The organism is Streptomyces sp. RB17 (genome assembly GCF_009604455.1).
Classification (GTDB): domain Bacteria; phylum Actinomycetota; class Actinomycetes; order Streptomycetales; family Streptomycetaceae; genus Streptomyces.
In genome coordinates this window covers 35,965-58,386 of sequence record NZ_WEGL01000005.1, presented here as the reverse complement: position 1 = coordinate 58,386, position 22,422 = coordinate 35,965, and the positions used below count along the sequence as shown (strand labels likewise).

General features: G+C 72.9%; 22 protein-coding genes. 13 read left to right on the top strand and 9 right to left on the bottom strand.

Annotation, left to right across the window (positions count from 1 at the left end; all coding sequences use genetic code 11):
• Positions 1-2: 2 nt before the first annotated feature.
• On the top strand, positions 3-905 hold the full coding sequence (locus SRB17_RS21930) for a Gfo/Idh/MocA family protein (protein WP_153541429.1): 903 nt from the start codon (positions 3-5) through the stop codon (positions 903-905).
• Positions 906-991: 86 nt separating this feature from the next.
• Here the strand turns inward: SRB17_RS21930 and SRB17_RS21925 are convergent, their stop codons facing one another.
• Positions 992-1,837 (bottom strand): lipocalin-like domain-containing protein, encoded by an 846-nt coding sequence (locus SRB17_RS21925; RefSeq protein WP_153541427.1) that lies wholly within the window; start codon positions 1,835-1,837, stop codon positions 992-994.
• A 221-nt stretch (positions 1,838-2,058) separates the two neighbouring features.
• Positions 2,059-2,967, bottom strand: a complete 909-nt coding sequence (locus SRB17_RS21920) for a GNAT family N-acetyltransferase (protein ID WP_153541425.1) — start codon at positions 2,965-2,967, stop codon at positions 2,059-2,061.
• A gap of 299 nt (positions 2,968-3,266) precedes the next feature.
• Between SRB17_RS21920 and SRB17_RS21915 the strand changes: the two genes are divergently transcribed.
• On the top strand, positions 3,267-4,373 hold the full coding sequence (locus SRB17_RS21915) for a PP2C family protein-serine/threonine phosphatase (RefSeq protein WP_323376073.1): 1,107 nt from the start codon (positions 3,267-3,269) through the stop codon (positions 4,371-4,373).
• Between the two features lie 12 nt (positions 4,374-4,385).
• On the opposite strand, the gene SRB17_RS21910 is transcribed toward SRB17_RS21915, so the two are convergent.
• Both SRB17_RS21910 and SRB17_RS21905 read right to left on the bottom strand, forming a co-directional pair.
• Positions 4,386-4,826, bottom strand: coding sequence for an Lrp/AsnC family transcriptional regulator (locus SRB17_RS21910; RefSeq protein ID WP_323376072.1), 441 nt, complete (start codon positions 4,824-4,826; stop codon positions 4,386-4,388).
• 33 nt (positions 4,827-4,859) lie between these two features.
• The gene (locus SRB17_RS21905; RefSeq protein ID WP_153541420.1) at positions 4,860-6,209 is read right to left on the bottom strand and encodes a transaminase; all 1,350 of its coding nucleotides are present in this window, start codon (positions 6,207-6,209) and stop codon (positions 4,860-4,862) included.
• A gap of 315 nt (positions 6,210-6,524) precedes the next feature.
• Between SRB17_RS21905 and SRB17_RS21900 the strand changes: the two genes are divergently transcribed.
• The gene (locus tag SRB17_RS21900; protein WP_153541418.1) at positions 6,525-6,992 is read left to right on the top strand and encodes a hypothetical protein; all 468 of its coding nucleotides are present in this window, start codon (positions 6,525-6,527) and stop codon (positions 6,990-6,992) included.
• Between the two features lie 4 nt (positions 6,993-6,996).
• Here SRB17_RS21900 and SRB17_RS21895 read toward each other — a convergent pair whose 3' ends face one another.
• On the bottom strand, positions 6,997-7,281 hold the full coding sequence (locus tag SRB17_RS21895; RefSeq protein ID WP_228396194.1) for a hypothetical protein: 285 nt from the start codon (positions 7,279-7,281) through the stop codon (positions 6,997-6,999).
• A 179-nt stretch (positions 7,282-7,460) separates the two neighbouring features.
• Between SRB17_RS21895 and SRB17_RS21890 the strand changes: the two genes are divergently transcribed.
• Positions 7,461-8,711, top strand: coding sequence for a serine hydrolase domain-containing protein (locus tag SRB17_RS21890; RefSeq protein WP_153541416.1), 1,251 nt, complete (start codon positions 7,461-7,463; stop codon positions 8,709-8,711).
• A gap of 116 nt (positions 8,712-8,827) precedes the next feature.
• On the opposite strand, the gene SRB17_RS21885 is transcribed toward SRB17_RS21890, so the two are convergent.
• Positions 8,828-10,384 (bottom strand): helix-turn-helix domain-containing protein, encoded by a 1,557-nt coding sequence (locus tag SRB17_RS21885; RefSeq protein ID WP_323376070.1) that lies wholly within the window; start codon positions 10,382-10,384, stop codon positions 8,828-8,830.
• A gap of 511 nt (positions 10,385-10,895) precedes the next feature.
• Between SRB17_RS21885 and SRB17_RS21880 the strand changes: the two genes are divergently transcribed.
• The 3 genes from SRB17_RS21880 to SRB17_RS21870 all read left to right on the top strand — a co-directional run bounded on the left by SRB17_RS21880 (position 10,896) and on the right by SRB17_RS21870 (position 13,741).
• Positions 10,896-11,516 (top strand): L-threonylcarbamoyladenylate synthase, encoded by a 621-nt coding sequence (locus SRB17_RS21880; RefSeq protein ID WP_153541412.1) that lies wholly within the window; start codon positions 10,896-10,898, stop codon positions 11,514-11,516.
• A 117-nt stretch (positions 11,517-11,633) separates the two neighbouring features.
• Positions 11,634-12,389, top strand: coding sequence for a dienelactone hydrolase family protein (locus tag SRB17_RS21875; RefSeq protein ID WP_153541410.1), 756 nt, complete (start codon positions 11,634-11,636; stop codon positions 12,387-12,389).
• A 152-nt stretch (positions 12,390-12,541) separates the two neighbouring features.
• On the top strand, positions 12,542-13,741 hold the full coding sequence (locus tag SRB17_RS21870) for a glycoside hydrolase family 64 protein (protein WP_323376069.1): 1,200 nt from the start codon (positions 12,542-12,544) through the stop codon (positions 13,739-13,741).
• A gap of 140 nt (positions 13,742-13,881) precedes the next feature.
• Here the strand turns inward: SRB17_RS21870 and SRB17_RS21865 are convergent, their stop codons facing one another.
• Entirely contained in the window at positions 13,882-15,969 is a 2,088-nt protein-coding gene (locus SRB17_RS21865; RefSeq protein ID WP_323376068.1) for a prolyl oligopeptidase family serine peptidase, read from the bottom strand.
• Positions 15,970-16,083: 114 nt separating this feature from the next.
• On the opposite strand from SRB17_RS21865, the gene SRB17_RS21860 reads away from it, so the two are divergent.
• From SRB17_RS21860 to SRB17_RS21845, 4 genes are all read left to right on the top strand, one after another.
• Positions 16,084-16,554, top strand: coding sequence for a DUF3592 domain-containing protein (locus tag SRB17_RS21860; protein ID WP_323376067.1), 471 nt, complete (start codon positions 16,084-16,086; stop codon positions 16,552-16,554).
• A 144-nt stretch (positions 16,555-16,698) separates the two neighbouring features.
• The gene (locus tag SRB17_RS21855) at positions 16,699-17,010 is read left to right on the top strand and encodes a hypothetical protein (RefSeq protein WP_153541408.1); all 312 of its coding nucleotides are present in this window, start codon (positions 16,699-16,701) and stop codon (positions 17,008-17,010) included.
• Positions 17,011-17,067: 57 nt separating this feature from the next.
• Entirely contained in the window at positions 17,068-17,808 is a 741-nt protein-coding gene (locus tag SRB17_RS21850; protein WP_153541406.1) for an SDR family NAD(P)-dependent oxidoreductase, read from the top strand.
• A 175-nt stretch (positions 17,809-17,983) separates the two neighbouring features.
• On the top strand, positions 17,984-18,217 hold the full coding sequence (locus tag SRB17_RS21845) for a hypothetical protein (RefSeq protein WP_153541404.1): 234 nt from the start codon (positions 17,984-17,986) through the stop codon (positions 18,215-18,217).
• An 82-nt stretch (positions 18,218-18,299) separates the two neighbouring features.
• Here SRB17_RS21845 and SRB17_RS21840 read toward each other — a convergent pair whose 3' ends face one another.
• Complete coding sequence (locus SRB17_RS21840; protein ID WP_323376066.1) at positions 18,300-18,587, bottom strand: DUF1905 domain-containing protein; 288 nt, start codon at positions 18,585-18,587, stop codon at positions 18,300-18,302.
• A 212-nt stretch (positions 18,588-18,799) separates the two neighbouring features.
• Here SRB17_RS21840 and SRB17_RS21835 point away from each other — a divergent pair, with 212 nt between their 5' ends.
• Positions 18,800-20,302 carry a metallophosphoesterase family protein gene (locus tag SRB17_RS21835; protein WP_323376065.1) on the top strand — a complete coding sequence of 501 codons (1,503 nt, stop codon included), beginning with the start codon at positions 18,800-18,802 and terminating at the stop codon, positions 20,300-20,302.
• 69 nt (positions 20,303-20,371) lie between these two features.
• Entirely contained in the window at positions 20,372-21,400 is a 1,029-nt protein-coding gene (locus SRB17_RS21830) for an LLM class flavin-dependent oxidoreductase (RefSeq protein WP_323376064.1), read from the top strand.
• A gap of 23 nt (positions 21,401-21,423) precedes the next feature.
• On the opposite strand, the gene SRB17_RS21825 is transcribed toward SRB17_RS21830, so the two are convergent.
• Complete coding sequence (locus tag SRB17_RS21825; protein WP_153541400.1) at positions 21,424-22,419, bottom strand: TauD/TfdA dioxygenase family protein; 996 nt, start codon at positions 22,417-22,419, stop codon at positions 21,424-21,426.
• Positions 22,420-22,422: the final 3 nt, after the last annotated feature.

Genomic DNA, 22,422 nt, shown 5'->3' with positions numbered 1-22,422 from the left:
ACATGCGTATCGGACTGCTGGGGACGGGCCCGTGGGCCCAGGCGGCGTACGCCCCCGCCCTCGCCGGGCACCCCGGCGTGGAGTTCACCGGGGTGTGGGGCCGCCGGCCGGAGGCCGCCACGGCGCTGGCCGGGCGGTACGACGTCCCCGCGTACGACGACGTGGACGCGCTGCTGGCCGGGGTGGACGCCGTCGCCGTGGCCCTGCCGCCGTCCGTGCAGGCGGAGTTGGCGGTGCGGGCGGCTCGGGCGGGCCGTCATCTGCTGCTGGACAAGCCGCTCGCGGTGTCGGTGGCCGAGGGGCGGAACGTCGTGGCCGCGGTCGAGGGGGCCGGGGTGGCCTCGGTGGTCTTCTTCACCGCGCGCTTCCAGAAGGAACCGGACGCCTGGATCGAGGAACAGGCGGCCGTGGCAGGCTGGTTCACGGGCCGCGCGCAGTGGCTGGGGGCCGTGTTCACCTCCGACAGCCCGTTCGCGGCCTCGCCGTGGCGGCGGGAGAAGGGCGCGCTGTGGGACGTCGGTCCGCACGCCCTGTCGGTGCTGCTGCCGGTCCTGGGCGACGTACGGCAGGTCGTGGCGGCGGCGCACGGTCCGGCGGACACCGTGCATCTGGTCCTCGACCATGCCACCGGCGCGTCGAGCGCACTCACGCTGAGCCTGACGGCGCCGCCGGCGGCGGCCGGGGCCGAGGTGGAACTGCGGGGCGAGGCGGGCGTGGCGTTGATGCCGGGGAGTTCCGAGGGGGCGGTCCCCGCGCTCTCCCGCGCCATCGACGCCCTGCTCACGGCCGCCCGCACGGGCCGCCCCCACGCCTGCGACGCCGCGTTCGGCCTGCGTGTCACCGAGATCCTGGCGACGGCGCAGGCCCGCCTGACGGAGGGCAGGGACCTGGTCCGGGCCGACTGACACCGCGCGCCCTCTGCCGGCCTGCCTCGGGGTGGGACGAATCAATCCGGCTCACCCCGAGGCCGGAACGCCAGAACCCGGCACCCTCAGTAGCCGATGACGTCCGTGAAGCCGTGCCCCTCGATGTCCTCTCCCGCGAGCGTGCCGGTGACGTGACATGCCCCGGTGTAGGCGCCTTGCGTGGCGAACAGCTCGCGATGGGTGATGTCGAGGGACACGTCGAGGCTCTCAGCGGTCAGCACCCAGTGCCCGTCCCGGTCGGTTCGACGAGCCCTGGTGATCAGGTGTGAGCCGTCCGGCCTCAGCTCGGTGAGCCAGGAGGTGCCGTCTCCCGCCGTGTCCCAGACGCTCAGGTACCGGCCCGCGCCGAGGTCGAGTCCGAGCCAGGTGAACCGCGGTGCCTCGGCGGTCCCGGAAATCCACTGGCGGTCGAACCAGGTGCGTCCTGCGACCCGGCGTGCGACCCCCTCCTCGGTGATGGTTCCCGACGCGGTCAGGCCGGGCAGCGCGTACTGCCCCGTCGTCCCGCCGAAGAAGGGGAAGACTCCGGCGCCGCCGTTGTGGAGCACGGGACCCTCGCGCCGAAGGGTGAGCCGAATCGACGCGGTGTCCGTGGCACCGGCTATCTCCAGCTCGTCCACGTTCCCGCCGACGCTCAGGATCGACGTCTTCACGTCGAGCGAGTCCGCGGACAGGGTCACGCCGTCCCGGGACTCGATCACGTGCTTGTGGCCGGTGCGGCCGTCCGGTTCCTGGAGCAGCGCGACCGTGCTGAGACAGGCTCCGCCCATCTCCATCGCGTGGATCTTCACCCATAAGACCTTCTCGCGGTCGTACAGCTTGCCGCCGAACCACCAGGAGTCCGCGTCGACGGCGGAGTTCGCGGCGAGTCCGGCGGCGGCGTCGCTCAGCGTGGGGCGGGTCGTGTTCATCCAACTCTCCTGTCATCGGGCGGCCGTTGACAGCCGGCCTTGTTGATCAAGAGTAGAACTCCGGCCGGACAGCGCGGCGCGCCTCCGTCCCCCTCCCCTCCCGGCGCCCCGAACGGCTGTCACCAGTGGAACCACGCCCGGTCGCCCGCGATGTGCAGCGAAGAGATCCCGTACGGCGGCGAAGCCCGTTCCGCAGCCGATCACCACTGACGCCCAGCATGTCACCCGGCACTGACAACGGGGTCGGTCCAGAAGTTGATGCGCTCCCGGACGACGGGATAGCCGGCCCTGGTGAAGTGTGCGGCCATGGGGAAGTTGGTCTGGTCGGTGGCGGCGGCGATGAAGTCGGCCCCCTGGGCTGCCAGGAAGTGGGTGCACTCGGTGAGCAGGTCGTAGGCGTAGCCGTGGCCCCGTTGTTCCGGCACGACGCCGATGAAGCCGACGCAGGGTCCGGACGAATTGCGCGCGGGGATGTGGATGCCGACCGGCTCGCCCTCGGGGGTGCGGGCGATCTGCCACCAGGCCCGCGGGGACGGAAACCAGTGGAAGACGTCCAGTTCCCGCTGGGCGGCCAGGTCCGGCCCGCCCTGCTGGAGGGCCCGGCGGGCGTGGGCGTCGAGGGTGACCGAGTGGATGCGGCGGAGCAGGTCGTGGACCACGGCGTCGTCCGGCTCGGCGGCGAAGACGAGGCGGCCGGGTCGCTCGGGCAGGCCCCGGTCCGGGGTCCAGTGGTAGAGGAAGCGCTCCACCAGCGGTGCGTAGCCGGCCGCGCGTGCGGCGGCGGACCGCAGGTCCACGGCGGTCTTCTGCCGGGGGGCGGTGCGCCAGCCGGAGGGCAGGTCGAGTTCCAGCTCGCCGGTCTGCCAGGGCGCCGTCCGCAGGAGTTCGGCTCCGGCCTCCTCCTCGCCCTCGGCCACGTCGAACCAGTTGATCAGAAGCGGCTCGGGGTCCTCGGGCCCGCCCCACCAGGCGGCCCGGGCCACGGTGCGGCCGTCGCGCACGGCGATGCGCTGCCAGTCGGGGCGGTAGCGGGTGTTCCGGTGCTTGTCACGGAACGCCAGCGGGTCGGGCATGGTGTCGAAAAGGTGCGCGGTGCTCGTGTCGAGCGCGCGGATGACCAGGGTGGTCATGGATTCCTCCGGGATGCGTGCCGCCCTGCGGCGGCGGGATGCGCTCCCGGTCAGGCGTGGCACACCCGGGTGACAGGGAGGTGGGAGCGCGGGATGACAGTGGCCATGACGCTCGCCTCCTTCGTCCGTCTCGGGCGTGCCGGCCCAGGCTATACGGGCCGCTCGCGGGGCGGCCACCGCTTTTCGCCGACGGCGCCCGGGACGTCCGCCGCCGGCTGCTCTCGCGGGGGCGCGGACCTGCGCGGCCCGGGCGTCGCCGGCGGGAGGCCCCGGTGCGGAGGGCGGCGTAGCTTGGGGATGTGAGATCGGTGCGCGGCGGGTCGTCGCGTCGGGACCTGGAAAATCGCGGCTGGTTGCGGGGTGCGCCGCCACCGTGGTGGGTACGGGTACTGCCCGTGCTGCTGCTCGCGGGCGTCACCGCGGCCACGGTGATCACTCCCGACGCGCGGGACGCCGGTTTCGTGCTGGGCGCGATTCCACCGCTGGCCGTGCTGTCGTACGGCCCGCTGGCCACCGCGCTCCTCGGCGCCGGGGTGGTCGTGGTGCTGAACATCCCGGCCACCCATCTCAACCGCCCCGGCAACACCGATCTGCTCACGATCGTGTTCGTGGCCATCCTGAGTGTGTTCGTGTCGTATGTGCGCAGCCGCCGGGACGCCCAGCTGGACACGGAGCGGGCGATCGGCGAGGCCGTGCAGCGGGCCGTGATGCCGCTGCTGCCGGAGCGGGTCGGGAACGTGGGCTGCGTGGGCTTCTACCGTGCCGCGCAGGACGGGACGCTGGTGGGCGGGGACTTCTTCGACGTGCGGGACGGGCCGTACGGTGTGCGAGCCGTGATGGGGGACGTACAGGGGCACGGGCTGTCGGCGGTCACGACGGTGGTGTCACTGCTGGGCGCGTTCCGCGAGGCGGTGCTGGACGAGCCGGACCTGGAGTCGGTCGCCGCGCGGATGGACCGCAGGCTGGCGGTGGACTCGGCTGGCGTGCGGCACGCGGAGCTGTTCGCCACCGGGGTACTGCTGGAGTTCTCCCCCGACGGGCGTGCCGTGCGGGTGGTGGCCTGCGGGCATCCGGCGCCCCTGCTGCTGCACGAGGAGGACGCCCTGGAGGTGACGGTCGCACCGGGACCGCCCCTGGGGGTCGGGCTGGTCGGCGCCGGCCCGCCGAAGGAGGTCACCGTGACGCTCGGGCCGGGCGACCGGCTCTTCCTTGCCTCCGACGGGGTGTGGGAGGCGCGGGACGCCGACGACGCCTTCTATCCGCTGTCCGCGCGGCTGGCCGCCCTGACCGGCACGGCGTCCGCCGAACTGCCCGGGGTGATGTGGTCGGACCTCGTACGGCAGGGCTACGAGGTCCGCGACGACGTCACCATGCTGGTGCTGGCGCCCGCCCCACCGGTCGCCTGACCGCCCGGCCGGTCAGCCCACGTCCCACAGGAAGCGGTGGGTGTGGATGCCGAAGTACGGGAAGGACTGGATCTCGCGGACGCCTTCCACGGGCCGTACCACGTCGTTGACGAAGTCCAGCAGGGCCTTCGGGCCGGGCGCGACCACCTCGGCGAACAGGTCGAATCCGCCCGAGGTCAGCACCGAGTACACGACCTCCGGGCGCTCGGCGAGGGCGTCGGCGACGGTCCGGGGGTCGCCGTCGACGCCGATGCCGAGCAGGGCCATGGCCTGGCCGCCCATGGCCATCGGGTCGGTGACGCCCACCACCTGGACGGCCTTGGAGTCGAGCAGGCGCTGCAGCCGCTGCCGGGCCGCCGAGGCGGACAGGCCGACCTTCGGGCCGAGGTCGGCGTAGGCGATACGGCCGTCGGTCTGCAGCTCGCGCAGGATGGCCCGGTCGATCTCGTCCACGCGTGTCCTTTCGTGCGGGTACGACCACAGGTCTCAGTCGGCCAGTTCGGCGAGGGCGGCGGCGAAGACCTCGGTGTGGGTGTCGACGTCCTGTTCGGTGGTGTCCGGGCACATGAGAGCCATGTTGTGGAACGGGGTCAGCAGGATGCCGCGGTTGGCGAGGTAGAGGTGCAGGAAGTCCTCCAGCTCCGGGTCGGAGACGGCCGCGGACTCGGTGCCGGTGCGCGGCGCCGGGCTGGTGAAACGGTACTCGGTGCGGGCGCCGAGCCGGCTCACGGACCACGGCAGCCGGTGCGTCTCGATGCCCGTCCGCACACCTGCCTCGAAGCGCTCGGAGAGCTTGGTCATCCGGGCGAACGCCTCGTCGGTGAGGACGTGTTCGAGGGTGGCCCGCATGGCGGCGACCGACAGCGCGTTGCCGGCGAGGGTGCCGCCGACGCCGCCCATGTCGACGAGGTCCAGGTCGGTGCGGGCGAGCAGCCGCTCGGCGAGTTCGGCGGACAGCCCGTAGGCACCGGCCGGGATGCCGCCGCCGATGGCCTTGCCGATGGTCAGCAGGTCGGGTTCCAGGTCCCATGCGGCGGTGCAGCCGCCGGGTCCGGCGGAGAAGGTGTGGGTCTCGTCGTTGATGAGCAGGCTGCCGTACCGCCGGGTCAGCGCGCGGACGCCGGCGAGATAGGCGGGCTCGGGCAGGACGATGCCGATGTTGGTGAGGGCGGGCTCCATCAGGACGGCGGCGACGTCGCCGTGGGCCAGTTCGCGCTCCAGGCCGGCGAGGTCGTTGAACTCCGCCACCCGGCTGGTCAGGGTCACGTCGCAGGGGGCGCCGACGTTGCCGGGCCGGGCGGTGCCCGTGCCGTCCGGGCCGACGACGATCAGCGACTCGTCGACGCTGCCGTGATAGCAGTAGCTGTTGACCAGGATCTTCGGGCGCCCGGTGACGGCCCGGGCGAGCCGGATCGCCCAGCGGTTCGCGTCGGTCGCGGTGAGCGAGAAGCTCCAGCGCGCCGGTCCGAACCGGCGAGTCAGCTCGGCGCCCACCCACTCCGCGTCCTCCGTCGGCAGCATCGCCGTCGCCCCGCCCAGCTCGGCGAACCGCCGCTGCACGGCCTGAGTGACCGGGGCGGGCGAGTGGCCGGCCATCGCACCGGTGTCGCCGAGGCAGAAGTCGATGTACTCGTGCCCGTCCACATCGGTGACCCGGGCGCCGCGCGCACCGGCCAGATAGCGGGGAAAGGCACCGGCCGTCTTGTTCATCCAGGTCATCGGCACCCGGCCGAAGAGGTGGTCGGCCTCCGCGTGGGCCGTGCGGGAGCGCGGGTTGCGGCGCTCGGCCTCGGCGCTCTCGCGGGCCAGGAGGGCGTGCAGACGCGTGCGGTCCATGGAGTACCTCGCTGTGGACGGTGACGGATGCGGTGACGGGGCGCGATGACGAATGCAGTGACTCTACGATCGAAACCGTGTCTGTCTCAACACTTCACACGTGAATCGATCGTCACCACAATCGAATCGAGCGTCCCATTCGAGGTATGACCACCGGGAGGGTGACGCATCCCCCTCGCCCAACTGACGAACCCGCAGCCGGAGTTCGAACGTCCCGACTCAAACGCCAGGGTCCGCCACCCCTTCCGCCACGTAGAAATATCTACGAGCATGCATATGCCGAGGGCAGGCGGACGAGGACACCCGGAGCGGTGCATGACGAACACGATGTGGATGCGGGGCGTGGAGTGGCTGGCCGCCGCGGCGGCGGACCCGCGCTCCTGTAAGTGGGAGTGGGATCACGGCGAGGGCATCGCGCTGCTGGAGGCGGGACGCTTCTGGGACATGCTGAGCGTCCCCGAGCGACTGGGCCTGCTCACCCTCGACCTGCTGTGGCGGCCCGGGATGCCCGTGCCGGGGCCGACGCTGGTCGACACGGCGGCGGGCCGGGTCGGGTTCTTCCTGCCGCCGGACCCCTCCGGGGGCTGGGTGGGAGCCGGCCTGCGGTACGCGACCAAGGGCACCTGGGTCGCCGTACCGCCGCCGTACCGGCCCGCGCGTTTCCTGGAGTGGCTCGTACCGCCGGACGGCTCCGGCGCGCTCCATCTGCCCGGCGCCCTGGAGGAGTCGCTGCGGCAGGCCAACGGCACCCTCGCCGTCCTCGCGCCGCTGTGCGGGCAGTGACGGTTCAGGCGCGCCCGGGTGCGGGGTGGGCGGCCGGCGGCGCGTCGGGTTCCGCGGGCACCGTGCGTCCCTGCGCCCGCCACTCGGCGACGAGCCGGGCGTAGATCGGCTCCCGGGCCCGGTCCGCCTGCGCCGGCCGGCCCGCCCTGCGCTTCCGGTCCAGCCGGTCGATCCGTTCCAGCCGATCCAAGCCGTGCGCCGGGTCCAAGCGGTTCATGCAGGGGCAACGCCGGTGGCCCGGCACCGGTACGGCCCCGCCCCACAGGCTCACCGGGTCGGGTGAGGCCATCGCTCGAACGAGACCTTCCGCCCGTCGGACAAGCATCCCGCCGGCTGTCTCCCGGGCGCGTGCCTCGACGGCCGTCTTTCCGACGGGCGGGGCGGAGTGAGCGCTCCTATGCTGGGACGGTCCGGGCTCCGACGTCCCGCTCATCGCACGGTCGGCTCTCACGCGCCTGGAGTCAGCCCATGTCGCATACGCCCGCCCGCCGGTTGAGGGCGGCGGCGGTCGCCGTCACGGTGGGGGCGCTGACGACACCGCTCGCCGCCGGTCCCGTCCGGGCGGCACCGGTTTCGGTGTCGGCCGCCCTCGCCGCCGACTCGCCCGGCCCGAGCCGCTCCGGAACCGGCGTCCGTGACCTCACCCCCGGTGTGGCGCGCCAACTCGACGCCGCCGTGCGGAAGGTGATGCGTGAGGCGGACATCCCCGGCGTGACCGTGGGCATCTGGACGCCGCGACAGCCGAGTTACGTCCGCGCGTTCGGCGTCGCCGACAAGCACACCGGCCGGCGGATGGCACCGGACCTGTACATGCGCATCGGCAGCGAGACCAAGACGTTCACCGTGACCGCACTGCTGCAACTGGTGGACCAGCACAAGGTGGGCCTGGACGACCCGATCGGCACGTACATCGACGGCGTGCCCGACGGGAACAGGATCACACTGCGCCAGCTCGCCGACATGCGCAGCGGACTGTTCAACTACTCCGGGGACCCGGGCTTCGACAAGGCGCTCACCTCGGACCCGCGACGGCCCTTCACACCTCAGCAGTTGCTCGCCTACTCCTTCAGGCATCCGGTGATGTTCCGGCCGGGACAGAAGTTCTTCTACTCCACCACCAACCTGATCCTGCTCGGTCTGGCGGTGGAGAAGGAGAGCGGACAGCGCCTCGGGGACTACATCAGGCAGCACATCCTCCATCCGGCCGGCCTGACGCACACGGTTCTCCCCACCGGTGACGCGTTCCCCACCCCGCACGCGCGGGGCTACACCGTGCAGACGGCGAACGGCAAGGAGGTTGACGCGGCCGACTGGAATCCGTCCTGGGGCTGGGCGGCCGGCGCGATGATCTCGGACCTCCGGGATCTGCGCACATGGGCGCCCGTGGTCGCCATGGGCCGGTTCCCGGACGGCAGGCGGATGGTGAGTGCCGCCACCCAGAAGCAGCGGCTGGTCACCCCGGGGACCGGCACGATCAAGGGTGCCGGATACGGTCTGGGCATCTTCGACGTCCAGGGCTGGATCGGCCACAACGGGTCCCTGCCGGGCTACGAGACGCTGACCGTCCATCTGCCCGAGACAGGGACGACGCTCGTCGTGCTGCTCAACACGGACATCGACCACCGGGGCCACGAGCCCGGTACCGTGCTGGGCGAGGCGATCACAAAGATCATCTCGCCGGCCCATGTGTACAACCTGCCCGTCACGCGGACTGGATGAGGCACGCGGGGCCGCGACCGGTCCCCCGTTCCGGTCGTGCCCCGCGGACTGCCGAAAGTACGTGCGATGCCGGACGTGGGGTAGTGCACGTGTGCCCGGCGTGGCCCCCGCGGCACTCACCGCTGCACAGACGAGTCCGGTTGGTCCGGGTTCGCCGCACCGGTGCCCGGTACGCCCAGGTCGGGCACGGGCAGCTCGCCGGTGGCGAGGTGAGCGAGGACGACCTCGTACAGGTCGGTGCCGCCGGCCGTCAGCCGGCGTTCCAGGACGGGTTCGGCGGCCCGGACGTGTTCGCGTACGGTCTGGGCGTGCACACCGAGGACCTGGGCGGCGCGTTCGGCGTGCGCGTCGGCGGCGGTCCAGGCGCGCAGCGTGGCGCGCAGATCCCGGCCGTCCTCGTCGAGGCGGCCGAGCAGCCCCTCCGCCCAGGAGCGCAGCGCGCTCGTCCCGAGCAGCTCGGTGAGCCGGGTCCGGGCCGGCGAACCGGGTGCGCCGCCGGAGAAGTCGTACGGGCCGTGTGCCGCCTCGGTGTTGAGGGCGGCGTGGGCGACGGCTCGCACGGGCAGCCGGGAGAGGTCGGCGCCGAGCAGCGAGGCGACCCGGTCCATCCGGGCTCGGACCGTGTTGCGGCTGACGCCGAGCACCTTGGCCGCGTTCACGGCGGTGAACTCGAGGCCGAGCCGGGTGGTGGCGAGCAGTTCGGCGCGCACATGGTGTGGCAGCGTGTCGAGCGGGCGTAGCACGGCGGCTGCCCAGCCCCGCAGCGCCGCGGGGTCCATGAGCCGGGCGGGACGGGTACGGGCGGCGTAGACGGCGTACCGGTCGGGCCGGAACCGGGACACGGCGAGGGCGGTGACGGCCTGTCCGTAGGCGGTGGCGGTCAGGGCGAGTTGCTGCCGGGGGCTGCCGCCGAGGAAGGTGCGGGGCCGGCCGGCGACCAGCGAGCGCAGCCGCCGCTCCACCTCGGCGGACGGGCCGACGACGATGACGTGTTCGTCCACCGCGGGGCAGCGCACGACGAGCGCCCCGCCTGCCGTGGCGTCCACGCACGCGTCGGCGAGGCGGTCGCGTTCCGCGGCGGCGTCCTCGAGGACGTAGACACGGGCGGTGTCCTGTTCCAGCAGGCCCGGCCACAGCCCTGCGGCGACCCGGCGGGCGGAGACGGTGTCCTCCACCATGAGCAGTTGCAGGATCGCCAGCCGCAGATCGGCCGTGGCCCGCCGCAGGCGCCGCCCGGACTCGGCCGACTCCCGTTCCCCGAGCAGGAGTTCCAGTAAGCCGGCGGTGTGGCCGAGGATCTCGGTGGCGCGCCGGTCGAAGGGCTCCGGGCGGGCCACGGCGAGGACGGCTCCGGCCGCCGGGCCGGGTCCGGGATGCCGTATCCCGACCAGCCGCACATGCCGTACACCGTCGTCGAGGGACGCGGCGGAGAGCCGGCCGGCGGCGACGTCGGCGACGACGGCGGAGTCGAGCGGCAGCCGCGCACCGGCGAGCAGGCCGCCGCGGTCGTCCTGGAGGCACACCGACGCGCTCACGGTCCGGGCGAGCCAGTCGACGAGCCGGCGAAGATCGCGGCCGGCGGGCCGCAGCTGCTCCAGCAGCTCCTGCGCCCAGGCGCGGTCTCCGCCGTACGGCTGCTGGAACGCCTGGCCCTCGTCCGGTCGGCCGACCACGTGCCCCTCTCCTCGCCTCCGTGTTGACCTGGGCTTACGCATCGGCACGTTACCGGAACGGGGCGCGCTCCCGCGCCGGACAGGGCTCCGCCGGCGGCCCGGGGGGGTGGGCCGCCGACGGAGGCATCGCGACCGGGGCGGGGGATGCCCACGAGCGCTCATCCGTCGCTTGCCCCGGAATCCGGAAAGTACGCACTGGAATGACAGGGCGCTCGGCCGGAACCGGCTCACTGGGCCTCGGCCGGCGCCCCGCCCCGCATTCCCGCCACCGCGAGCAACGCACCCAGCAGGCAGAGCACCGCGCTGATCAGCGCGAAGGCGTGCACGCCGGTCATGAACGCCCACTCGCCGCCGTCGCGCCACGGCCGTCCGGAACGTACCCGGCCCGCTCCGGGAGACCGGCGCCACGCCCATCGCCACCGCGCCCTGCGCCTCGGCGGGTGTCCCCGGCAGAGCCGCGGGTGGCACGTGGGATGCGCGTGTGGCGCCCGGTACGGAATAAGCTCGGTGAATGGCGAAGTACTTCGACGTGCACCCCGACAACCCGCAGCCGCGCAGCATCGCCCAGATCGCCGACGCGGTGCGCTCGGAAGCACTTATCGCATACCCGACCGACTCCTGTTACGCGCTGGGCTGCCGGCTGGGCAGCCGGGACGGCATGGACCGGATCCGTTCCATCCGCCATCTGGACGATCGGCACCACTTCACCCTGATGTGCCGGGACTTCGCGCAGCTCGGCCAGTTCGTGCTGGTGGACAAGGACGTGTTCCGGGCCGTGAAGGCGTCGACGCCGGGCAGCTACACGTTCATCCTGCCGGCCACCCGTGAGGTGCCGCGCAAGCTGCTGCACCCGAAGAAGAAGACCGTGGGCGTGCGCATCCCGGACCATGTGGTCACCCAGGCCCTGCTGGCGGAGCTGGGCGAGCCGCTGCTGTCCAGCACGCTGCTGCTGCCGGACGAGGAGGAGCCCCTGACGCAGGGCTGGGAGATCAAGGACCGGCTTGACCATGTGGTGGACGCGGTGGTCGACTCCGGCGAGTGTGGCACCGAGCCGACGACGGTCGTGGACTTCTCCAGCGGCGAGGCGGAGATCGTACGGCGGGGCGCCGGGGACACCAGCCGGTTCGAGTGAGCGCGCGGCACTCCCGGCGCGGGATTGCGGATCTTGCGTGACAGCATGGGCCGTAGCCGTGGCGTCGAGGGGCCGTCGCCGCCCGACGCCCATGTTCCCCAGGGAGGCCTGCCCGCCATGACCGATGTCCAGGCAACCGATCTCGAGATCACGACCGAGGACGGCGTCGCGGACGCCTACCTCGCCCATCCCGCCGACGGCCGCCCCCGTCCGGGCGTGTTGTTCTACCAGGACGCCTACGGCCTGCGTCCGCACCTGAGGTCGATGGCCGACCGGCTGGCCGCCGCCGGCTACACCGTGCTGGTGCCGAACGTCTTCTACCGCCTCGGCCGCACTCCGGTCGTCGAGCTGCCCGAGTTCATCGACCCGGCCGCGGACCCGACCATCTGGGAGCGGCTCGGCCCGGTCGTGGCCTCGCTGACTCCGGATCTGATCAAGCGGGACGCGGGCGCCTATCTGCAGTGGCTGGCCGACAGCCCGCTGGCCACGGACGGGCCTGTCGCGGTGACCGGTTACTGCATGGGCGCCCGGCTGGTCCTGCGGACGGCGGCCGCGTTCCCGGACCGGGTAGCCGCGGCGGCCGGCTTCCACGGCGGCGGCCTGGCCACCGACGAGCCGACCAGCCCACATCTGGGCGCCCCCGACATCACCGCGGAGCTGTACTTCGGACACGCCGACAACGACCGGTCGCTGCCCCCGGAGCAGATCGAGCGCTTCGAGAAGGCCCTGACCGAGGCCGGGGTCCGGCACACCTGCGAGGTCTACCCGGGTGCCCGGCACGGCTTCACGCAGGCGGACACGGACGCGTACGACCGCGAGGCCGACGAGCGGCACTGGCGGGCCCTGCTCGACCTGCTGAACCGCACCCTCTGACGCCGGCTCACGGCGCGTGCCACACGGCGGGCGCCGTAAGCGGATCCGTTCACTGCATTGACATGGACGCGTCCCAGTACGAGCCTGAGAGCGCTCTCAAACAGGTACGGACCAATGTCCGTACGACCCCGACCCCACACGGAGGCAAGAGAGTGCCGCATCGACTCACCCGCCCCGCCCTTCCCCTGGCCGCCGCAGCGGCCCTGGTCGGCGGAGTGCTCGCCCTCGGCGCCCCGGGCCACGCCGGCGCCGCCGTGCCGGACACCATCCCACTGAAGATCACCAACGACTCGGGCCGCTCCGAACCGGTCTACGTCTACGACCTCGGCACCCAGCTGTCCTCCGGGCAGCAGGGCTGGGCCGACGCGAACGGAAGCTTCCACGCCTGGCCGGCGGGCGGCAACCCGCCGACGCCCGCCCCGGACGCGGCGATCGCCGGCCCGGCCCCCGGACAGTCCACGACCATCCGGATACCGAAGTTCTCCGGCCGGATCTACTTCTCCTACGGCCAGAAGCTCGACTTCCGGCTGACCACCGGCGGCCTGGTGCAGCCGGCCGTGCAGAACCCCTCCGACCCCAACCGGAACATCCTGTTCAACTGGTCCGAGTACACCCTCAACGACTCGGGGCTGTGGCTGAACAGCACCCAGGTGGACATGTTCTCGGCGCCGTACGCGGTCGGCGTGCAGCGCTCCGACGGCAGCGTGATCACCACCGGGCACCTGAAGTCCGGTGGCTACAACGGCTTCTTCAACGCGCTGCGCAGCCAGTCGGGCGGCTGGTCCGGCCTGATCCAGACCCGTTCCGACGGCACGGTGCTGCGCGCCCTTTCCCCGCTGTACGGCGTGGAGACCGGGGCCCTGCCGGCGAGCGTGATGGACGACTACGTCAACCGGGTCTGGCAGAAGTACACGACGTCGACGCTGACCGTCACGCCCTTCGGCGACCAGCCGAACACCAAGTACTACGGCCGGGTCTCGGGGAACGTCATGAACTTCACCAACGCCTCCGGTGCGGTCGTCACCAGCTTCCAGAAGCCCGACGCGGACAGCATTTTCGGCTGTCACAAGCTGCTCGACGCGCCCAACGACAATGTGCGGGGCCCCATCTCCCGTACGCTGTGCGCCGGCTTCAACCGCTCGACCCTGCTGGTCAACCCGAACCAGCCGGACACCTCCACGGCCGCCTTCTACCAGGACGCGGTGACGAACCAGTACGCGCGTGCGGTGCATGCGCAGATGGCCGACGGCACGGCCTACGCGTTCGCCTTCGACGACGTCGGCAACCAGGAGTCGCTGGTCAACGACGGCAGCCCGCAGCAGGCGTATCTCACGCTGGATCCGCTGAGCTGACATGCCACGGCCCCGCGCCGCTCGGATGCGGGGCCGCGGAACGTCGATGTTCAGGCAGAAGGGACGCGGCTGTAGGCCTGTGCCGGTGAGCGCGGGTGCGTCGGCCGCGGCTGCTCACGCAGGGCCCTACGGCGTTGTGCCTACCCGTCGCCCCGTGGGTCGCGAGGTCCGGCATCCGGCGGCGCCGCCGCCAGGTGGCGCCGCAGGAAACGCGCCTGGTGCCGCAGCAGGTCGCTCGTGACGTCGGTGCCGACGGGCTGGTGTCCCGCGCCGGGCAGGAGCAGGACCTCGTGCGGCCGGCCCGCGGTGAGCAGCGCGTCGGACAGCCGCAGGGTGTGGGCGGGCGGGACCTTGGGGTCCGCGAGGCCATGGACGAGCAGCAGGGGGCGGGTGAGCCGGGGCGCCTCGCGGAGCAGGGAACCGGCGTCGTACCGCTCGGGGTGGGCCTCCGGGTGGCCGAGGAACCGCTCACGCCAGTGGGCGTCGTAGAGCCGCTGGTCGGTCACGCCCGCGCCGGCCACGGCGGCGTGGAAGACGTCCGGGCGGCGCAGCACGGCGAGCACGGCGAGCGAGCCGCTGTACGACCAGCCGCGGATGCCGACCCGGCGCAGGTCGAGCACGGGGTGCGCGCGGGCGGCCTCCCGCAGCGCGCTCACCTGGTCGTCGAGCGCGGGCCCGAACAGGTCGCCGTACACCTCGCGTTCCCAGTCCGGCCCGCGCCCCGGGGTGCCCCGGCCGTCGGTCCCCAGCACCGCGAAGCCCTGCTCGGCGAACCACTGCGACACGAGTGTCTTCCAGTCGTGGGCCGCGGTGACCCGCTGACCGCCCGCGCCGCCGTAGGGGTCGAGCAGCACCGGAAGCGGGCCGTGGTCCGCCGGCCGGTGCCAGGAGGGCAGGTAGAGGGCGGCCCGCAACTCCCGCGGGCCGAGCCGCAGCATGCTCCTGCGCACGCCGAGCACGGGCGACTCCGCGTACGACGGGACGGCCACGGCCGGCCGCCCGGCACGCAGTACCTCGGCGCGCGGGGTCGGGCCTGCGGTGTCGGCGGTGGTCCGCACGAGGGTGCCGCCGCGCAGCACTCCCCCGTGCAGCCCCGGGCCCGCGCTCCGCCGGCGTGGTTCGGTCCCCGGCCGCCAGGACCACAGACCGACCTCGGTGGGTTCGTCGGACGCCGTGAACAGCACCTCGTCCCCGTCGACACCGAGGACGGCACGCAGTTGGCGGCCCCGGGGCGTGATCGGTTCGCCGTCGGCCGTGAGGTGCCGGGTGCCCCGCAGATCCGTGTGGGCCAGGACGACGCCTGAGGCAGTGCGGGCCGGCAGCCCGGGCACCAACGCCACCCAGCGGGCGTCCCGTTGCTCCCACAGGACCGTCGTACGGCCGTCCGCCGGGTCGATGCCGAGCAGCCGGACGATGCCCTGGTCACGGGACTGTACGACGACGAAGGGGCCGTGCGCGTCCCAGCCGGCGCCGACGACGTACTCGAAGGCGTCACGGTCCCAACGGACGTGAGTGAGGGGCCCGTTGGCCTCGAACCGGGCCAGCCAGAGGGTGACGTCGGGGTTCGGCGTGCCGGCGAAGGCGTGGTGACGGACGCTGGGCGGGTCCTCCGGCGTGGCCGGGTCGGTGCTGTACCAGCGCCGCACGCGCCGACGATCGGTCCGGGCGCACAGCAGGGCGGTGCCGTTGGGCGCCCACCAGTGACCGCGCGGACCGTCGGGGAGCGTGGCGGCCGTGTGCGCCGCGACGCCGAACTCGACGTCGGCGGCGTCGGGTTGGGCGATCGGGCGGTCACCCGTCCCGTCCGCTCCCAGGACGCGGAGGGCACCGCGGCAGACATAGGCGATACGACGGCCGGTGGGATCGGGGCGCGGATCGCCGGCGGGACGTGCGGCCGGCAGCCGCCGGGGCTCGCCACCGCGCACCGGCACGGTCCACAGCACACCGCCCAGCACGAAGACGACCACCTGGCCGGCCTCGTCGGCGGCATACCCCTCGATCCCCCGCGGCCTGCGCCCGGCACCGAGCAGCCGCACCGGATCCGCCAGCAACCGCTCCCCGCCCGAGCCGAGTTCGAGCCGCCACAGGCACGCAGCGGGGTCGTCCCCCGTACGCCCCCGCAGATACAGCACGGCCCCGCCGTCCGCGGTCACGGTGAACCGGCCGGGGACACCGCGGGTGAAGCGGGCCGTGCGGACGAGTTGGGCGGGGAGAAGGCCGGGGCGCACGTACCGGTGTCTTCCCTCACCACTGGAGTCGTACACATATTCGATTACCGGCTTGGCTCGCGCGGCTGACCGGAGATAGCGTCCCTCTCACTCCGGACGAGTGAGAGGGATGTCGTGCAGGTCAAGGTGCGTGGGCAGGGTGCCCGCAGGTGGATCACCTTCGGGGCGATCGGGTTCGGGGCGCTGTTCCTGGTCGTCGGGCTGATCCTCGCGGGGGTGTCGGTCTCGTTCCTGGCGAACGCGGAGCGTGCCCGGGGCACGGTGGTCTCCCTGGAGTGGCGGACCGACCACAGCGGCCCGTCCCGCAGGACGCGGGTGCGGGACAAGTCCATGGCGTACCCGGTGGTGGAGTTCACGTCGGCGGACGGCACACGGCGGACGTTCCGGGACTCCACGGGTTCCAACCCACCGGCGTACGAGGAGGGCGAGCGGGTCGAGGTGCTCTACCGCGCGGCTTCCCCCGAGGACGCCCGGATCGACGGGTTCGCCTCACTCTGGCTGCTGCCCCTGGTGTTCGGCGGGATCGGGCTGGTGGTCGCGGGAATCGGGACGGCCGTTGCGCTGGCGACGCGGGGGCGCTCCTGAAGCCGCGTGTCCTGGCTCGAGTTCGTGGCACCATGTGCGACATGACGACGAACCGAAAGGCCTGTGCCGCGTAGCCGGCCGGGACAGCTCCGGGGCCGCGTTCCCGGCCGCCGGACGCAGCGAACGACACCGGGCATCGACGGCTTGCCCTCCCGTGTGCTGTCCGAGATCTCCCGCCTCGAACGCACCCGCAACTATCTGCAGCCAGGAGACGTCGGCGCGGCCCTGCGCCAGTGGCGGGACTACGTCCACCGCCCCGAGCGCGAACTGTGGCGGGACTACGAGTGGGGCAATCCGTACTGGTACTGCTGCGAGCCCGACCCCGCCGAAGCCCGCGCTCTCCTCGACACCGTGATGCGGGCCCTGTCACCGCGCAGCGCCCGCGAGCTCCGGCGGATCGTCGGCCGGTTCGACGCTGTCTGGAACCGGCCGTCGCCCCCGTACGACCCAGGCTGAGAGTGAGCGGAACCCGCGAGCACGCCTCTGGACGGGAGCCGTGGCAGGATCTCGATCATGAGGATCGAGAGAGAGGACCGGCGCGTCGCCCTGGTCACCGGGTCGACGTCGGGTATCGGGGAGGCGGTCGCGCGGAGGCTCGCGGCCGACGGTATGCGGGTGGTCGTCCATTCACGGCGCAGCACCGCGGCCGGGGAGGCGCTGGCCGACGAGCTCGGCGGTGTGTACGTGCGGGCGGACCTGGCCGTGGAGGAGGAGGCCCGCGGGCTGGTGGGGGCGGCGCTCGACCGGTGCGGGCGGCTGGACGTGCTGGTGAACAACGCCGGTATCAGCCGGCCGATCCCCCACGACGACCTGGCCGCGGCGACACCCGCGCACTGGCGACAACTGCTGGAGGTCAACCTCATCGCACCATGGGTCCTGTGCACCGCGGCACGTCCGGCCCTGCGCGAGTCCCCCGGGGGCGGCAGCATCGTGAACGTCACGAGCCACGCCGGCGTGCGCCCCAAGGGCTCCTCCGTACCGTACGCGGCGAGCAAGGCGGCGCTGAACCATGTCACCCGGCTGCTCGCGGCCGCCCTCGCGCCCGATGTGCGGGTCAACGCGGTGGCGCCGGGACTCGTGGACACGCCCATGACCAAGGACTGGACCCAGGCACACGAACTGTGGCGCGACCGCGCCCCCATGCGCCGCCCGGCCCGGCCCGCCGACGTGGCCGGCCTGGTGGCGTCCGTGATCGCCAGCGACTACCTCACCGGCGAAGTCATCCTGCTCGACGGCGGGTTGAATCTGACCTGACGGCCGCCCGACACCAGCAGGTGCACCGGCCCCCTCAGCCCCTGACTCCTGCCCTGGCCTGCCCTCCCCCGGCAACTCGACAAAGGTCCTCACCACCCCTGGGAACCGGACCATCGGCGACGTCCTCCGGGGCTGGGCCAGGGTGCTCGGCCCCCGGATCGGCGGCGGAGTCGCGGTGCCCGAGCCGGCCCCCGGCGAGCCTGGCCGGCGCGGACTGGCGTGCCTGCCGGACGGCGCACGCACCGCCGCCCCCGGTGACAACTGCGTACTCGCCGACTCCGGCATCCGCCGGGACGACGTCGACAGCGCCCAGGGCCTGCGCGGCTTCGCGGCGGGCGCCCGCCATGGACTTCCACCGCGACGAGCGCGAACGGCGGGCGAGGGCCGAACGCGGCGCATGGGCCGGTGACCGAGGCACCTGGGCGCACAGCACCCTGTACAACTATCGGATCAGGTCGGTCAGGTCAGGCGTCCGGGGTCCGCCGCGGGCCTCACAGACGTACCGTCATCGCGACGGCCACCTCGTCACCCGGCGCGAGCCCCTCCGGCCGGCGCACCGCGCTCTTGAGCGGCAGCAGATACCCGCCGTCCTTGGGAAAGAGGGACGTGGTGAAGGCGGTGGCGCCGATCCTCGCCTCGACCGGGATCACGCCCCAGCCGTAACTGGCCAGCGCGGCCACGTCACGGATGTCTGCGCACTCCGCGTCCGGCACGGCGACGAAGTAGTACGGCGCCGGGCCCCGCCACTCCACGACGCGGCCGGCGAAGGCCAGTTGCACGGTCCGCCTCCTCCCGCAGCAGAAGAAGGTCCCACCGTACCGGCAGCGTCCCGTGCCCCAGCCGTCCGTGGCCGACGGTGAACCGGCCACGCTGGACGAAGTACGGAACTTGGGCGCACCCGCGCCGCACTGAACCCCGGGCCGCAGGCCACCGCGGGGGAAGCCGGGCCCCGCCAACCGCCCCTGACCGGAGCATTGTTACCGTGCACCGCGTGTCTGACTCCTCGCGCGATACCGCCCAGGGCGCCGGCTGGGGCTCTGCCGAGCCCGGTGCCTACAAGCAGCTGATGCCGGACCACGTCGAGAAGCTGTCGTGGCTGAATCCACGCACCCTGTGGGCCGCCCGCAACGGCGTGCTGGCGTCCTGGTTCGGCGACCCGACCGGCCGTACCCGCAGCCGCTGGGTGGCACGCCGGGAAGCGGCCGGAGCCCCCGCCGACAAGGTGATCCGGCGCGAGGCCACCGACCGGTTCTCCTTCATGGTCATCGGGGACACGGGCGAGGGCGACGACCCCCAGTACGCCGTCGTCCCCGGGTTCCTGAAGGTGAGTCAGGGAACGGACTTCGCGGTGATCGCGAGCGACGTGATCTACCCGGTGGGCAGCGCCGACGACTACGGCAGCAAGTTCTTCCGGCCCTACCAGGACTATCCGGCGCCGATATACGCGATACCGGGCAACCACGACTGGTACGAGGACCTCGGCGCCTTCATGCGCGTCTTCTGCGCCGACACCCCGCCGCTCGACCCCGAGCCCCGGCCCCGCCCGCTCGGCCGCGCCTGGTGGCGGGCCCTGCTGTGGCACCGGCCGCGGCCTGCCGACGAGCGACGGCTCGCCGCCGCACGGGACGTGCGGTCGGCACCCGGCCAGCAGGCCGTGCAGCCGGGGCCGTACTGGGCCATGGACGCCGGTCCGGTACGGATCGTCGGCATCGACACCGGCCTCCTCGGCACGATCGACGCCGAACAGGGCGCCTGGCTGCGCGAGGTCTCCCGGGGACCGCGGCCGAAGATCCTGATCACCGGGTCGCCGCTGTACGTCGACGGCGAGCACCACCCGTGCGCGATCGAGGGCGGCGGGACGGTCGACGACGTCGTCCGGGACCCCGAGCACCACTATGTGGCCGCGATCGGTGGCGACATCCACAACTACCAGCGCTACCCGGTCGACGTGGACGGCCGGACCATCCAGTACGTGGTCGCGGGCGGCGGCGGGGCGTTCATGCACGCCACCCACACCATCCCGCGGATCTCGGTCGCGGGTGTCACCGAACGGGACTTCCGCTGCTATCCGCTGCGCGGCGACTCCCTGGCCTTCTACAGCCGCCTGTACGGCCGCCGGCTGCGGCTGCGCCGTTTCTTCACCCTGACCGAGGCGGAGGCGACAGCGGTCGTCGCCGAGCGCCTCGGCATCGAGCCGGGCCGCAAGCCCGGCCCCGACGCGCGGGTCACCCGGCGCACCCGGCTGGTCGCGAGCCTCCTCGGCACCGGTGGCCGCCCGGACCGTACGTCCCGGTTCCGGCTGCCCGTGCGCAAGGCCTACACCCAGTTGTTCTCACCCGGCTCGGCCACCTACAGCCCGCCGTTCTTCAAGTGCTTCCTGCGGCTGGACGTCGCCCCGGAGGCGGTCCGGCTGCGCTGCTTCGCCGCCACCGGCAACCGGGCGCAGGAAGTCGATCCGCCGGTCGAGGACGAGATCGTCATCCCGCTGAAGTGATCACACGGTTGTCACACCCGCCTGCCAGAATCGGAGGACGGAACCGACGTACGACCGCTGGAGGAGCCCGTGCCGTCCACCGCCCGCCCGCTGCGCAAGCTGGGCTTCCTCACCATCGGCCTGTTCGACCCGGCGGATCCCGCCCGGGGCCATGAATCCACGCTGGAGATCATCGAGCTGGGCGAGCGGCTCGGCTTCGACAGCGCCTGGCTGCGCCACCGCCATCTGCAGCACGGCATCTCCTCCCCGATCACCGTCCTCGCCGCCGCCTCCCAGCGCACCCGCCGTATCGAACTGGGCACCGCAGTGACCCCCCTCGGCTGGGAGAACCCGCTGCGTCTCGCCGAGGACCTGGCGACGGTGGACGTCCTGTCCGGGGGCCGGCTCAACCCGGGCGTCAGCGTGGGCCCGCCGATGCACTTCGAGCGGGTCAAGGAGGCGCTGTACCCGGACACGGCCGACGTCGAGGACTTTGGCTACGAGCGGGTGCGGCGGCTGCTGGACCTGGTGCGGGGCAAGCCCGCGAGCGACTTCAGCGGGGTCGAGGGGTTCGAGGTCTTCTCGGATGTGGTCCAGCCGCAGTCCCCCGGGCTCGGCCGGCGGATGTGGTACGGCGGGGGCAGCCTCCGCTCGGCGCGCTGGGCGGGCGAGCACGGCATGAACCTCCTGACCAGCAGCGTGGTCAAGGCGGAACAGCCGGACGGGCCATGGGACTTCGCCGAGATCCAGCTCTCCCTCATCCGCGAGTTCCGCGCCCGTCACCCCGACGGTGAGGCGGCCCGGGTCTCGCACGGCCTGGTGGTGATACCCACCGACTCCGCGAGCCCGGAACAGCGCGCCAAGTACGAGGCGTACGCGGCCCAGCGCCTGCCGCGCACGGCCACCCCGCAGGGTCCGGGCCGGCTGCTGTTCGCCCCGGACCTGGTCGGCACCTCCGAGGAGATCGCCGAACGACTGCGCGCCCACGCCGCGTTCCGGGAGGTGGACGAGGTGGCGTTCGCGCTGCCGTTCACCTTCGAGCACGAGGACTACGTACAGATCCTGACCGACATGGCGACGAAGCTGGGCCCGGCCCTGGGGTGGAAGCCGGCGGGCTGAGCGCTGTCGGTTCCCCCCATCCGTCACCAGCGGCCCGGCTCCGTGCCCACCACCGCCTCCGACGGCCTGCCGTCCACCCCCACCGGCACGTCCCCCGCGAGCATCACCCGATGCATGATCCGCGGGGAGCCGGCGTGGGCGTGGTCGCTCGGAGCCAGGTGGATGGTCGCCCTGTTGTCCCAGAAGGCGACGCTGCCCGGCTCCCAGCGGAAACGGACGGTGTACTCGGGGCGCACGGCCTGCTCCAGCAGCATCTCCAGCAGGGCCGCGCTCTCCGGGCGGGAGACATCGGTGATCTGTTCCAGGTAGTAGCCGTTGACGAACAGCACCCGCTCCCCCGTCTCCGGATGCACCCGGACCAGTGGGTGCACCGAGGCCACCTGGTGGTCGAGCAGATGGCGCAGGTACGCGTCGTCGCCGGGCCGGGGCTGGTAGCCGACGCCGAGGCGGTGTTCGGCGCGCAGGCCGTCCACGAAGGCGCGGACCGGCGCGGAGAGACCGGTGTAGGCGGCGGCCAGGTTGGCCCAGGTGGTGTCGCCGCCGTAGGCCGGGACGGTCTCGGCGCGCAGGACGGTTGCGGCGGGCGGGTCGATGCGGGTGCCGTAGTCGCAGTGCCAGCCGCGCAGCAGGGTGTGCCGGCGGCGGTGCAGCCATTCGTCGCGCTCCATGCCGTAGCGTCCGGACAGTTCCAGCCGGTCGGCCGTCGTCTCGACCTCCGGGAAGTCCGGCGGCGAGTGCGGACCGCGGCGCGGCAGCACGACCGGCTCGCCGAACCGGCGGGCGAAGGCGACATGCCCGGCGTGGTCCAGGTCCTGCCCGCGGAAGAAGACCACCTTCCAGCGCAGCACGGCCTGCCGGATCAGGGCCACCACGGCGTCGTCCAGCGGCCCGGCGAGGTCGACACCGGTGATCTCGGCACCGATGTGCCCGGCGGCCGGCTTCACCTCCACGCCTGGAACCTTCAGCTCCACGCCCTCGGCCCGGTGCGTCTGATCCGCGGTGGCCCTGTGCGTCGTCATGCG

Coding starts and splice junctions, on each gene's coding strand:
- SRB17_RS21905 (WP_153541420.1), bottom strand. CDS start 6,209: ATGGACCGCACGCGTCTGCACGCCCTCCTGGCCCGCGAGAGCGCCGAG.
- SRB17_RS21825 (WP_153541400.1), bottom strand. CDS start 22,419: ATGACGACGCACAGGGCCACCGCGGATCAGACGCACCGGGCCGAGGGC.
- SRB17_RS21890 (WP_153541416.1), top strand. CDS start 7,461: ATGTCGCATACGCCCGCCCGCCGGTTGAGGGCGGCGGCGGTCGCCGTC.
- SRB17_RS21850 (WP_153541406.1), top strand. CDS start 17,068: ATGAGGATCGAGAGAGAGGACCGGCGCGTCGCCCTGGTCACCGGGTCG.
- SRB17_RS21920 (WP_153541425.1), bottom strand. CDS start 2,967: ATGACCACCCTGGTCATCCGCGCGCTCGACACGAGCACCGCGCACCTT.
- SRB17_RS21895 (WP_228396194.1), bottom strand. CDS start 7,281: ATGGCCTCACCCGACCCGGTGAGCCTGTGGGGCGGGGCCGTACCGGTG.
- SRB17_RS21925 (WP_153541427.1), bottom strand. CDS start 1,837: ATGAACACGACCCGCCCCACGCTGAGCGACGCCGCCGCCGGACTCGCC.
- SRB17_RS21930 (WP_153541429.1), top strand. CDS start 3: ATGCGTATCGGACTGCTGGGGACGGGCCCGTGGGCCCAGGCGGCGTAC.
- SRB17_RS21875 (WP_153541410.1), top strand. CDS start 11,634: ATGACCGATGTCCAGGCAACCGATCTCGAGATCACGACCGAGGACGGC.
- SRB17_RS21880 (WP_153541412.1), top strand. CDS start 10,896: ATGGCGAAGTACTTCGACGTGCACCCCGACAACCCGCAGCCGCGCAGC.
- SRB17_RS21900 (WP_153541418.1), top strand. CDS start 6,525: ATGACGAACACGATGTGGATGCGGGGCGTGGAGTGGCTGGCCGCCGCG.